This is a genomic window from Enterococcus sp. AZ048 (assembly GCF_051715125.1).
Classification (GTDB): Bacteria; Bacillota; Bacilli; order Lactobacillales; family Enterococcaceae; genus Enterococcus_A; species Enterococcus_A gilvus.
Genome location: NZ_JBIOTD010000001.1, coordinates 1,436,538 through 1,448,955, shown reverse-complemented (window position 1 = coordinate 1,448,955; position 12,418 = coordinate 1,436,538). Strand labels below are relative to the sequence as shown.

The 12,418-nt window shown below is 41.0% G+C and carries 12 protein-coding genes; all 12 read right to left on the bottom strand.

Annotated features, from left to right (window positions below; genetic code table 11):
* Nucleotides 1-72: 72 nt before the first annotated feature.
* Nucleotides 73-918: a DegV family protein gene (locus tag IGI66_RS07135; RefSeq protein WP_438848241.1), complete on the bottom strand. Its 846-nt coding sequence runs from the start codon at nucleotides 916-918 to the stop codon at nucleotides 73-75.
* A gap of 79 nt (nucleotides 919-997) precedes the next feature.
* On the bottom strand, nucleotides 998-2,197 hold the full coding sequence (locus IGI66_RS07130; protein WP_438848239.1) for an LCP family protein: 1,200 nt from the start codon (nucleotides 2,195-2,197) through the stop codon (nucleotides 998-1,000).
* Between the two features lie 96 nt (nucleotides 2,198-2,293).
* Nucleotides 2,294-3,142 (bottom strand): prephenate dehydratase, encoded by an 849-nt coding sequence (pheA, locus tag IGI66_RS07125; protein ID WP_438848237.1) that lies wholly within the window; start codon nucleotides 3,140-3,142, stop codon nucleotides 2,294-2,296.
* Complete coding sequence (locus IGI66_RS07120; RefSeq protein WP_010780757.1) at nucleotides 3,142-3,651, bottom strand: shikimate kinase; 510 nt, start codon at nucleotides 3,649-3,651, stop codon at nucleotides 3,142-3,144. Before IGI66_RS07120 ends, pheA begins: the two co-directional genes overlap by 1 nt.
* 73 nt (nucleotides 3,652-3,724) lie before the next feature.
* Nucleotides 3,725-4,996 carry a 3-phosphoshikimate 1-carboxyvinyltransferase gene (gene aroA / locus IGI66_RS07115; protein WP_438848235.1) on the bottom strand — a complete coding sequence of 424 codons (1,272 nt, stop codon included), beginning with the start codon at nucleotides 4,994-4,996 and terminating at the stop codon, nucleotides 3,725-3,727.
* 4 nt (nucleotides 4,997-5,000) lie between these two features.
* Nucleotides 5,001-6,074 carry a prephenate dehydrogenase gene (locus tag IGI66_RS07110; RefSeq protein ID WP_438848233.1) on the bottom strand — a complete coding sequence of 358 codons (1,074 nt, stop codon included), beginning with the start codon at nucleotides 6,072-6,074 and terminating at the stop codon, nucleotides 5,001-5,003.
* 16 nt (nucleotides 6,075-6,090) lie between these two features.
* Nucleotides 6,091-7,251, bottom strand: coding sequence for a chorismate synthase (gene aroC / locus IGI66_RS07105; protein ID WP_438848231.1), 1,161 nt, complete (start codon nucleotides 7,249-7,251; stop codon nucleotides 6,091-6,093).
* A gap of 3 nt (nucleotides 7,252-7,254) precedes the next feature.
* Nucleotides 7,255-8,313, bottom strand: a complete 1,059-nt coding sequence (gene aroB / locus IGI66_RS07100; RefSeq protein WP_314580903.1) for a 3-dehydroquinate synthase — start codon at nucleotides 8,311-8,313, stop codon at nucleotides 7,255-7,257.
* Between the two features lie 16 nt (nucleotides 8,314-8,329).
* Nucleotides 8,330-9,370 (bottom strand): 3-deoxy-7-phosphoheptulonate synthase, encoded by a 1,041-nt coding sequence (gene aroF, locus IGI66_RS07095; protein WP_438848229.1) that lies wholly within the window; start codon nucleotides 9,368-9,370, stop codon nucleotides 8,330-8,332.
* Between the two features lie 21 nt (nucleotides 9,371-9,391).
* A complete protein-coding gene (gene aroE / locus IGI66_RS07090; RefSeq protein ID WP_438848227.1) occupies nucleotides 9,392-10,270 on the bottom strand; it encodes a shikimate dehydrogenase in 879 nt (292 codons plus the stop codon).
* A 477-nt stretch (nucleotides 10,271-10,747) separates the two neighbouring features.
* Nucleotides 10,748-11,530: an ABC transporter ATP-binding protein gene (locus tag IGI66_RS07085; protein ID WP_114524425.1), complete on the bottom strand. Its 783-nt coding sequence runs from the start codon at nucleotides 11,528-11,530 to the stop codon at nucleotides 10,748-10,750.
* Nucleotides 11,531-11,534: 4 nt separating this feature from the next.
* Nucleotides 11,535-12,416: an ABC transporter permease gene (locus IGI66_RS07080; RefSeq protein WP_086303802.1), complete on the bottom strand. Its 882-nt coding sequence runs from the start codon at nucleotides 12,414-12,416 to the stop codon at nucleotides 11,535-11,537.
* Nucleotides 12,417-12,418 lie beyond the last annotated feature (2 nt).

Below are 12,418 nucleotides of genomic sequence, written 5' to 3'. Positions count from 1 at the left end.
AACTAACTTACATTCAAACACTTGCTTACTGGCTGTAAAAAAACTCACTAAACAAAGTTAGTGAGTTGATCGCTATTTCGCTACGCCAAGGGCAATAGCCTTATCTCCTAAATGAGTCCCGATTACCGGCCCAAATGTACCGATATCAATACTTGCTTCAGGATATTTCTGACAAAGTTTTTCATATTCTTGTTGTGCGAGCTCGGGGTTATTCCCGTGGATCACGAAAATACGCAGCTCTTTTTCATTTTCTTGACGTCGTTCTTCAATGATCTCTTCTGTACGTTGCAAGGCTTTTTTCAAAGAGCGAATTTTTTCAGCAAGAACGATTTTTCCATCTTCAAAAGTCAGGATCGGTTTGATTTTTAATAATCCACCAATGATCGCCGCACCATTCGTTAGGCGTCCGCCACGAACTAGATTGTCTAAATCATCCACGATAATATAAGCGTTGGTCGTGTCGCGGATCTCATCGATTGCTCTCAGTGTTTCCTCCAAAGATTCGCCATTATCGCTCATTTCCAGCGCTTTTTCCACCATATAGCCCATTGGAACACTGGTGATTTTTGAATCATAAGGAATAACTTGCAGACCTTTAATATCTTCTTTGATTGCGGTCAATGTACGGACAAAGCCTGAAATCCCTTCAGATAAATGAATACTAATAACTGTATCATAGCCTTGTTCTTTTATGGAGCGGTATAATTCATAAACTTCTCCCAAAACAGGTTGCGAAGTTTTAGGAAAATCTCTGCTGCTTTTTAATTTTTGATAAAACTCTTCGTAGCCGATATCAATGCCTTCTTCAAAAGGCTGCCCGTCAATAATGACAGGAATCGGGATAACAAATAAGTCTTTATGATTGCGGATGCGTTCATTCAGATAGGCGGTACTATCTGTCACGATCGCTAATTTCATAATCGTTTCCTCGTTTCAATCAAAATTTACAATAATTATAATATAGCATACTCTCAGTTTCATTGGAATTAGAATTGTGTTACTTACCTAAAAACTCCTGAGCCTTTTGCGCATTTACAGCAGTATCGACAGCTAACGCACTCCCAGCGTTACTCGTATCGATGTAAGACCATGAGCCATCAACGGGCAGTGTCAACCGATCAATTCCGCCAACAGCCTTCGCGAAATTAAAGAGATTTCCCAACACAAACGTATTTGACATATCTGTTGATAAATATCCCCAAATTTTCCCTGCAGCGTATGGTCCACGTAATAAAACTAACGGATTAGCCACTTGACCAAAGACAGATTGCATAACCTGCTGTTGCCTGCGGACACGACCAAAATCTCCTTCTTCGTCCATACGGAAACGCGCATAATTTAGTAGCGTATGCCCGTCCATTCGTTGAGGTCCTTTACTAATTGGCGCATCAATATAGGAGCTCATATCTTTTTCGGCATCAATGGATACACCACGAGGAAATAGCGCATCTACCCCTTTTTCAAAAGTCTGAAAATCAACCATGGCATAATAGCGGCAGTCAATTCCAAAATTTTGCTTTAAGGTTTGTCGGACCAAATCGGCTCCGCCATAAGCATAAGCGGCATTTAATTTATTTTGACCGACTCCGGGAATGTCCACGTACATATCTCTCATGAAGGAGACTAGTTTAGGCTTTCCCCAACCGCCCAATTGCAGAACCATCATGGAGTCAGAACGCCCGCTGATGTTATCACGTGTGTCACTGCCTAAGAGCAAAATATTTTTCTTTCCATTTTCCGAAGTCGCACCATTAAATTCCTGTGTATCCATTTTCGGCATAGAAGAATCATGCGTTGCGGCAAAATTTCCTACGCCAAAAGCAACGACAGAATAACCAAAAATAGCAACCAAAAGAATGACAATGATACGACGCCAGCTTTTTCTTTTCTTCTTCTTTGGCTGCTGTTCATAGGAATCTGTTGGATATTTTTGTTTACGTTTGAAAGGATTTTTCACCGTCGGAAATTTAATACTCAATCGTTTCTTTTTAGGCTCTTGATAACGATCTTCGTAATAAAACTCCTCCTCAGGTGTATAAGAGGAGTTTTGGGGTTCCTCATTGAAGGTTTCTTGATGATTGGACCGGTTCGATTCGACGGGGTGGTCCTTTTTAACCTCACGACGAAAGCCCAAAGGTTTTTTCTCTTCCTTTTGACTTTCATCGTGAATCTTTTTATATTTATCCATTCGGCTCATAACGCACCTCTTCATCTCATTACTATTAGTATAAAAATAGCAAATCCTCTACGCTTTGTCTTATTTTTCTCAAAAAAAATTAGAAAACCTTAACTACTAAGATTTTCTAACTTTCGGAAGGTACGTCGGATAGTCGCCAATCAGCGTCACTTTAAACTGCTGCCTCGCTAGTTTTCCCAGTACATTAGTCAATTTTGGTTCTTTCGGAGTTACAAAATCGATGATGAAAAAATATTCACCCAATTTTGTTTTTTGTGTACGGGATTCGATTTTTGTTAGATTGATTTCTTCAGCAGCAAAAATTTCTAGGCATTGATACAAAGCCCCAGGATGGTCTGAAGCTAAATCGAAAAGTATCGTCGCCTTATTAGGCCCCTTTGGTAGTATGCTAGACAATGCGTTTTCGCCAAGTACCCAAAAACGCGTTTCATTTTCACTGATTGATTGCACGTTTTCTTGAACAACGACTAATCCGAATTGCTCTGCTGCTGCTTTGGGCCCAATCGCTGCATATTTTTTATCAGGGTTCTCTGCAACCTTCTGAGCGCCTTGCGCAGTGGAGCCAATTTGCTCGATATCAACTGTCGGAAAATGATTCATTATAAAAACTTGTGATTGTGCCAATGCCTGCTGGTGGCTGCAAATCAGTTCTATTTCTCGCCAGGCATTTTTATGCGCAGGATGAACCATCAGCTGCTGCTGAATCGGTAAGACTATTTCCGCTTGAATCGTCGGCAACGTTTGAAAGATCACATCTAATGTTGGCAGCACCGACCCCTCAATCGTATTTTCAATCGGTACCACACAATAATCCAAAGCCCCTTTTCGCTGTGCTTCTAATAATGCAGTCAACGATTCGTAAGGAAGCAATATCTCTTCCTTAAAAAAATTGACAGCCGCACTGTAGGTAAATGAGCCGCGCGGTCCTAAATAGCCAACTTTCATTAGGAAGCGACCTCTACCTGATGGATAATTTCATTGACGATTTCCGCAGGTAATTTCTGAGAAGTATCTACTGTGATCTTCGCCAATTTCTCGTATAATTTCTCTCTAGAGAAGAATAGGCGTTTTAAGTCACCGTCATCGTTCTTGATCGCCAATGGGCGGACATTTACTTTGTCTTCCCGAATACGTTGGACTAATACATTGGCATCTGCCTTTAAGTAAACGACTAGCTTATCTGATAACACATGCTGATTTTCTTTTTGCAAAATGACGCCTCCACCTGTAGCGATAATGGATTCTTCATTCAATGCTTCTTTTAAGAGATTGGTTTCGTGTTGTCGGAAAGATGTTTCCCCATGTTCATCAAAATAATCGCTGATTGGCTGACCGATCCGTTCAACTAACACATCATCCATATCCACCACACGGGCATTTAACGTAGCGGCAAGTTCTTTACTAATAGTAGTTTTTCCAGCTCCCATGAAGCCGATTAAGACGATTGATTCCATTAGACATTCTCCATTCATTTTTTAATTTTTATTAATAAGTAAAAATCCCGATTTTTTCTAATCATAGAAAAGGTTAAATTAAAGACGCTAGATCAGTGAAAAAGTTTGGATAAGAAATATTGATTGCTTCTGGATTGGTTAATTCAACAGTCTCTTCTGTTAATAACGCAGCGATTTGAAGCATCATTCCAATCCGATGATCTCCGTGACTATCTACAACACCGCCATGTAATTTGGTTGGCCCATGAATAATCAAACCATCCTCTGTAGGCTCTACATTAGCCCCTAATTTATTCAACTCTTGGGCAGTCGCATCAATACGATTTGTTTCTTTCACTTTTAGTTCTTGCGCATCGCGAATGACAGTCGTTCCCTGTGCTTGAGTTGCTGCTAAAGCAATAATGGGCAATTCATCAATCAATCGAGGAATGATCTCGCCACCGATTGCAACACCCTTTAGCGGTGCTGCTTTAATTGCCAAGTCTGCCGCTTGATTTTTTTGATCAATCGCTGTTTCTACGATATCTGCTCCCATTTCTTTTAAAACATCTAAAATTCCTGTACGAGTAGGATTGACTCCAACATGCTTTAAATGAAGGTCACTGCCGACTATCAAACTGGCTGCCACAAGGTAGAAAGCTGCTGATGAAATATCTCCTGGGACAGTTACTTCTTGTCCTGTAAGCTGTTGTCCACCGGGTACAGTGATTGTTTTATCATTAACAGAAATAGTGCCGCCAAATTGTTTGATCATTTCTTCAGTGTGGTTTCGTGATTTTTCTTTCTCAATAATCTTTGTTGTTCCCGCTGCTTGTAGTGCTGCAAAAAGGATCGCGGATTTTACCTGCGCACTAGCAATCGGCATTTCATAGGTAATCGATGATAGCTTTTTTCCTTGTATATCAATAGGTGGAAATTCACTGCCTTTTTGTCCTTGGAGCTCCCCTCCCATTGATCTAAGAGGCCCCATGACACGTTCCATCGGGCGCCGATTCAGCGAAGCATCTCCAGATATTTGTGAGTGAAAAGGCTGACCCGCTAAAATACCTAAGACTAAACGCATCGTTGTGCCGGAATTTCCAGCATCTAAGTTTTTATTCGGTGCTTTTAGCTGTTGAAAGCCGACACCCTCAACATGAATATCTTGTCCAATTTCTCTAATCTTAACACCCAGTTCTTTGAAAACGGCGACAGTACTCATACAATCCTCTGCCCTCAAAAAGTTGTGGATCGTTGTTTTCCCATGACTAATCGCTCCAAACATGATACTGCGATGAGAGATCGATTTGTCTGCGGGGACAGTTAGCGTCCCCTTTAAGCCTGCTTTTGTTTTCAGTAGTTTCATTTGTTTAGCTCCTTCTGCGACAACGAAAATCTGCTTGTTCAATTAATCTTTGCCCTTTTTCCAAGTCTTTTTGATTTTTAAAGGATAATTCTAAAACGCCAAAAATATCTTCCCTTGTTTCTTGAATCTTCAAGTTAATAATTGAGATATCCGCCTCGCTGATGATTGTCATTACCTTCGCAATTGCCCCAGCAATATCAGGAATATCGATATAAAGATCATAGAATGCTGGAATAACACCCTGATTTTTTGTTGGTAACGTATCTCGGGATTGTTTCGCTTGGCTGAAGAAGTCATAAATTGCTGGCTGGTCTTCTTCTATTAAACTTTTTTGTATCTGAGACATTTCCTCTTGCCAACCAGTCAGCAAGTCCAACAAGGTAGAGCGATTGGTCAGTAAAATATCGGTCCACATTTGTGGATCTGAGGAAGCAATTCGCGTGATATCTCGAAAACCGCCTGCAGCAAGCTGTGTTGCTCGAGGATGGTTGTCAGATAATTGATCACTCATTCTCACCAAACCTGATGCCACGATATGAGGCAAGTGGCTCAATACGCCAACGATCTCATCATGAGAGTCAGGTTCGATCACAACAAATTTTGCTCGAGTCGGTTGTAGTATCTCCATCAATGGTTCAACATTTGTTCCTTCTGCTGGTGTCAAAATGTAGTAAGCTTCTTCAAAAAGATTTGGATTGCCTGCTTTTACACCTGATTTATGCGAGCCAGCCATAGGATGCCCGCCAATAAAAGTAAAAGGGAGCGTTTTAGCTAGCTTCATTACTTCATGTTTTGTACTTCCAGTATCTGTAACGATGACAGATTTTTTTAAAGGCAAACGTGCTAATTCATGTAAGTAATGCAAGGTAGATAAAATCGGGACGGCCAAGATAATGATATCCATCTCAGATGCTCTTTTAATAGAAGCAATGTGATCAACCAACCCAACTTTGCAAGCAATCTCTCGAGTTTCTTCTGAGTAATCCCATCCGTATAACTCGATCGACGGATTCTTGATTGCTTTGCAAAGGGACGCGCCGATTAATCCTAGTCCTAAGACGAACACTTTTTTTCTCATATACGTCCCCTCTTCCTTAAAAATTTTTAACTGCTTCACGGTATTCTGCCACTGCTTGTTTTAATTCATCCATTGTATCAGATGAAAATTTTTCTAGAATTTCTTGAGCTAGAACTGTGGCAACGACATGTTCTGCAACAACTGAAGCTGCTGGAACGGCCGTGCTGTCAGAACGCTCAACGCTTGCTTTATAGGGTTCCTTTGTATCGATGTCTACACTCATCAATGGCTTGTACAATGTCGGGATCGGCTTCATGACCCCACGAACGATAATCTGTTCACCGTTAGTCATCCCACCTTCGAATCCTCCAAGATGATTGCTTGTTCGACTGTATCCTTCATCCCAAACGATTTCATCCATAACGGTTGATCCAGGCTGACGAGCAGCTTGGAAGCCCATCCCGAATTCCACCCCTTTAAAGGCATTGATGCTCATCATAATTTGAGCAATTTTCCCGTCCAGTTTGCGGTCCCATTGGACATAGCTGCCTAGCCCAGCTGGCACATTGTCTGTCCGCACCTCTACGACTCCGCCTATGGTATCTCCTGCTTTTTTTGTCTGATCAATCAAGTTCTTCACGTCTTCTTCAATCATTCCATCAACCATGTTGACTTCCGAAACAGACGTTTTCTCTTTAATTTCATTAACACTTAAATTCTCAGGCACCGAAGCTTCCAAGCCTCCAAGTATTACAACATGACTTGCAATATCAATATCTACAGCTGCTAAAATTTGTTTAGACAGTGCGCCCACTGCAACGCGCATGGTTGTTTCGCGAGCGGATGAACGCTCTAAGACATTTCTCAAATCGCTATGGTGGTATTTCATCCCGCCAACTAAATCAGCATGGCCTGGCCGTGGTTTTGACACTCTGCGTAATTTTTCAGCTTTTTCTTCTACTGCCTCCACAGACATTACTTTTTGCCAATTTTTCCAATCACGATTCTCTACGATCATAGTGATTGGCGAGCCTAACGTTTTGCCATGACGCACACCGGAAGTAATACGTACTTGATCTTTTTCAATCTTCATCCGTCCTCCTCGACCGTATCCGCCTTGTCTGCGCGCTAATTCTTCGTTGATTTTGTCAACAGAGACTATTAGTCCTGCGGGAACCCCTTCGATGATCGTGGTTAATTCTGGTCCGTGAGATTCTCCAGCTGTTAAGTAACGCATAAACTACTTCCCTTCTAATAAAAAGTCTTTGATTTCTGATAACTCAATGTTCTGAATGTAGGCTTTTCCGATTTCTTCAAGTAAAACAATATTCAAATGACTGCCTCGTGCTTTCTTATCATGAGTAATCGCAGCATAAAATTTTTCAGTTTCCCAAGGTTGGTATGCGATAGGTAACTGGTATTTTTGATTCATGTTTTTGATTTTTTCAGTAAGACCTACGGGTGATAAGCCTTTATTTTCAGCTACTTGTGATATCTGTGCCATTCCTATCGCTACTGCCTCACCGTGGCTGATTTTTCCATAGCCGGCAGTATTTTCGATCGCGTGTCCAATCGTGTGTCCGAAATTTAATAATAATCGCGAACCATTATCAAACTCGTCTTCTTCAACGACTGCTTTTTTTACATTTAGTGCTTTTGTGATGATGCTTTCACTATGTGTTAAGAGATCTTGGATTCCTGTTAGTTTCTCAAGGTCTTCCCATAGTGAAGCATCACTTATCGCACCGCATTTGATGATTTCTGCGACCCCTTCACGTACGCGAGCGTCTGGTAGAGTAGATAATGTTTCTGGATCAATCAAGACACCATCCGGTTGAGCAAATGTTCCGATCATATTTTTAGCTCTGCTTGAATTGACCGCCGTCTTACCACCAATGCTCGAATCGACTTGTGCCAACAAAGAGGTGGGAATTTGCACAAATGCAATTCCCCGCATATAGGTTGATGCGACGAAGCCAGCTAAATCACCGACAACGCCACCTCCTAAAGCAATAATCGCATCACTGCGAGTAAACTGATGATCCGCTAAAAATTCATAAAGGACAGTTGCCATTTCCAACGATTTGCTGCTTTCTCCTGCTGGCACGTTGTAATGACAAACCTCATACGCGGTTAATTGTTGCTGGATCTTTTCTCCGTATAGCGGGAAGACATTTTCATCACTGATAATCGCGATTTTTTTATTTTTCCAAAGTGAAGCGATCCACTCTCCAACGGAATCTAGTGCATTTCGCTTCACAACGATCTCATAAGTTTTATCTGCCAAAACAATTTCCATGAAAATTCCTCCCGATTTAGATAAGTGAAGGTTCTTTAGTTCCCTCATTGATTTTTTTCATCGCTTCGACCATAATCTCCACTTCACTCATCATCGTTAAGTAGTTTTTCTCATTTAATGATTGTTCGCCATCAGACCATGCATGCAAGGGATCAGGATGAATCTCAACGATCATACCATCAGCTCCAGCAGCAACCCCCGCACGAGCCATTGGCGCAACTAGATCCCATACACCCGTTCCGTGACTTGGATCAACAATGATTGGGAAATGACTCAATTTCTTGATCAATGGAACAGCGCTTAAGTCAAATGTGTTTCGTGTGGCGGTCTCGTAAGTACGAATCCCTCGTTCGATGAAAATGATATTCGAATTGTCCTGCACGGCGATGTATTCTGCCGCATTCAACCATTCTTGGATCGTTCCTGAAATGCCGCGTTTTAACCCGATTGGTAATCCTGTTTTCCCAACAGCCTCTAGTAAACGGAAATTTTGCATATTCCTTGCGCCAATTTGAATGATATCTGCGTATTGAGAAACGACATCAATATGGGCTTCATCCATTACTTCAGTAATTACTTTTAACCCATGAGCATCTGCTGCTTTGCGCATGATTTTTAACCCTTCTTCTCCCAATCCTTGGAACGCGTATGGGGAAGTGCGGGGTTTGTATGCCCCGCCGCGTAGGATTTTTGCGCCACCAGCTTTTGCCATCCGAGCGGTTTCCATGATCTGTTTTTCTCCTTCAACAGAACAAGGACCAGCCATTGTTACAAAACTACCGTCACCAATCTTTACTCCGTCGACATCCACAACAGTATCTTGTGGGTGGAATTCTCTTGATGTTAGCTTGTAGGTATTTGAAATAGCAACTGCCCGTTCAACAACACTGTATGCTTGGAAAGGGACATTTTGAATGATTTTAGGATCTCCTAACAATCCTAAAACTAGACGATCTTTCCCATGATTGATTTGTACGCCTAGCCCCTCTTCTTTAATGCGGGATAAAATGGGTGACAATTCTGACTCTTGAATTCCTTTTTTTATAATTAAAATCATCGTAATAACTTCCTTCACTTTTTATTTTTTGATTGTTTCTTCCAATAACGGTTGGATTTTTTCAACAGGCATTTCTTTACCTGTCCATAATTTGAAAGCTGCGGCACCCTGATATAGCAGCATGTCTAAGCCATTGATTGCTTTTGCTCCAGCTTCTTTTGCATCTTTTAATAATTTAGTCTCACTTGGGTGATAGATCACATCGAAGACAGGTAAGTCGTGTCTTAATAGCGATGCTTTAGGTAGTGGCGACTGCTCTGTTTCAGGAGCCATTCCAATTGTTGTCGCATTAACCAATAAGTGACTGACCGCTAAAGAGCTACTTAGTTGTTTTTCATCTGCCAAGTCATGCAGGTGGATCTGACAATGGGTTTCTTTTGCGATCATTGCTAACTTGGGTTCTATTTTTTCATAAAACGCATCTTTTCTATTAAATACGTCAATGATTTTTACGCCATCAATTGCTGCTTGTGTAATAATTGCAGTTGCTGCGCCACCGGCTCCCAGAATCGTCATTCTTTTGTCGATGATCCCAATCCCATTCTGTTTTAAGCTTTCCATACAGCCGATCCCATCTGTAATATGTCCAACCAACTTTCCATTTTGATTTACGATAGTGTTGATTGCGCCAATCAAACGCGCGGCTTGACTTAACTCATCGACATACTTGGTGGCTTCCATTTTGTGAGGCATCGATAAATTGATTCCTAACATTTCAAGATCTCGAATCGCTTGAATACTTTGTTCCAGTCTTTCTGGTTGAACATCAAAACTTAAATAGACGGCATCAACCCCCGTTGCTTGGAACGCTGTAGTATGCATCAATGGTGAAAAGCTGTGCCTGGCAGGCAAAGCATACAAACCAGATAAACGCGTTCTTCCTGAAATTCCATTTTTCATCTTTCCTCACTCTCCTTCTTCATCTTCATTTTTTGTTACCAGGTAAAACCTGCAGCTATCTCTAATAGAGAATAGGGATAAACTGCAATAAGTTGGACTAACAACTGCCTTTTGAAATATTCGACTTTTAATGAAAATAGAAGTCGAAAAAAGGCCCACTGTAGAAAATCTACAATGCGCCTAGTCTCCTCCAAAAAATATCAAAAGAAAAAGCCACTATAGATTTTCATCTATGTGGCGTTAAGTCGAACTTAAAATCCTTAGCCATCATAGATACAAACTGGTGTCGTTTGCATCCATGAACCATGAATACAAACCTATCTAAAATAGCTAAAGTAATAGTTATTCAGTTGTGTGTGCGTACTCTTCATTGTGTTCATAAAAACCGCTCCAAACTGATTTAAGATTGAACTAAGTATAGATTTGTTTTTCTGATAAGTCAACCCACTATTTTATTTTTCTGTAAAAAAAATTTATTTACATTACTTCAGCTACTGTCTCACCCTCTTCGAAAAGTAGGAATAGATCGGCCAACGTCATATGTTTCTTCTCGTCGCCGCTGATATCCTTAATGATCTCTCCCTTTGACATCACAATGACTCGGTCACCATAATGCAAAGCATCCTCCATTTTGTGAGTGACCATGAGACATGTGAGATGCTCTTCTTTGATTCGCTGGTCTGTGAGCAGCATTAGCTGTTTGGCTGTTTTTGGATCAAGTGCAGCTGTATGTTCATCCAGTAATAGTAAATCTGGCTTAGTAATTGTTGCCATTAATAGACTCAACGCCTGCCGCTGCCCGCCAGAAAGAAATCCTGTTGGTGTATCTAAATGATTTTCCAAGCCATTACCAACTAATCGGCAAAGCTCTTGATACATTTCTTTCTTTTGGTGGAGCTGACGTTGACGCAGACGCCGCTTCTGTCCACGTTTTTCTGCCAACCCTAAGTTTTCTGCAACAGTCAGTCGTGGAGCCGTGCCCATTTTTGGATCTTGGAAAACTCGGGAAATTGATGTCGCCCGCTGTTCTTCAGAAAGCTTAGTCAAATTTTTCCCCATTACAGACACGGTGCCGCTATCTAACTGAAGACTGCCAGAAATACTATTGAAAAGTGTACTTTTACCAGCACCATTTCCTCCAAGTACCGTGACAAATTCACCAGGAGCAATCGTTAAGTCAACATGATTTAAGATTCTACGCTTATCGTTGATCCCGTTTTTAATGGTTTTACTAGCTTTTTTTACTTCTAAAGCATTCATACACTTACTCTCCCTTCTCCAATCCAGTCTTCAAGTTCAACGTTTCCTTTAAACGAGGAATCATCAAGCACAATGCTAAAATGATCGAAGAGAAAATCTTCAAATACGTCGTATCCAACCCAGCTTTGATAATAATCAAAATCAATAATTGATAAATAATGCTGCCTAAAACGATTGCCACCAACCGTTCAACAAAGGTTACTTCCCCGTATAGGACTTCTCCAATAATGATTGATGCCAGACCAATGACGATAACACCGACACCTTTTCCGATATCTGCATAGCCGTCATTTTGTGCAATCAACGCACCAGACAGAGCAATAACACCATTTGATAGCGTCAAACCAATGACTTTCATGCGGTCTGTATTGATTCCGATAGAACGTGCCATGTTTTCATTATCACCAGTAGCAATGTACGCTTGTCCAAAATCAGTAAAAAAGAAAAACAACAGCAAACCAATAATAATTAAGATAGCAATCAAGCCTAACAGGACAATATCAAAATGATTCGGCAAGTTAAGATTTGTAAAGAAATCTTGGATCTTTGGTTGTTTTAGTAATGAAAGATTCGGTGTTTGCATGATAAACAGCATCACCGAGTTCAGGCCTGACATAACGAGAATTCCAGCTAGGATTACTGGGATTTTTCCTTTTGTATAAAGCATGCCCGTGATAAATCCAGCGCACATGCCCGCGATGATCCCTAACATTGTTGCGAATACAGGAGACACGCCGTTAGTAATAGCTGTCACACAGACGGCTCCTCCTAAGGGAAATGATCCCTCTGTTGTCATATCTGGAAAATTTAAAATTCGGTAGGTCATGAAGATTCCTAACCCTAATATCCCCCATAAAAAGCCTTGTCCTATTGCTGAAATGATCATCT

Bases quoted from the DNA above. Each gene is read 5' to 3' on its own strand.
- IGI66_RS07135 (WP_438848241.1), bottom strand. From the start codon at position 918: ATGAAATTAGCGATCGTGACAGATAGTACCGCCTATCTGAATGAACGC.
- IGI66_RS07130 (WP_438848239.1), bottom strand. From the start codon at position 2,197: ATGAGCCGAATGGATAAATATAAAAAGATTCACGATGAAAGTCAAAAG.
- pheA (WP_438848237.1), bottom strand. From the start codon at position 3,142: ATGAAAGTTGGCTATTTAGGACCGCGCGGCTCATTTACCTACAGTGCG.
- IGI66_RS07120 (WP_010780757.1), bottom strand. From the start codon at position 3,651: ATGGAATCAATCGTCTTAATCGGCTTCATGGGAGCTGGAAAAACTACT.
- aroA (WP_438848235.1), bottom strand. From the start codon at position 4,996: ATGAAACTACTGAAAACAAAAGCAGGCTTAAAGGGGACGCTAACTGTC.
- IGI66_RS07110 (WP_438848233.1), bottom strand. From the start codon at position 6,074: ATGAGAAAAAAAGTGTTCGTCTTAGGACTAGGATTAATCGGCGCGTCC.
- aroC (WP_438848231.1), bottom strand. From the start codon at position 7,251: ATGCGTTACTTAACAGCTGGAGAATCTCACGGACCAGAATTAACCACG.
- aroB (WP_314580903.1), bottom strand. From the start codon at position 8,313: ATGGAAATTGTTTTGGCAGATAAAACTTATGAGATCGTTGTGAAGCGA.
- aroF (WP_438848229.1), bottom strand. From the start codon at position 9,370: ATGATTTTAATTATAAAAAAAGGAATTCAAGAGTCAGAATTGTCACCC.
- aroE (WP_438848227.1), bottom strand. From the start codon at position 10,270: ATGAAAAATGGAATTTCAGGAAGAACGCGTTTATCTGGTTTGTATGCT.
- IGI66_RS07085 (WP_114524425.1), bottom strand. From the start codon at position 11,530: ATGAATGCTTTAGAAGTAAAAAAAGCTAGTAAAACCATTAAAAACGGG.
- IGI66_RS07080 (WP_086303802.1), bottom strand. From the start codon at position 12,416: ATGATCATTTCAGCAATAGGACAAGGCTTTTTATGGGGGATATTAGGG.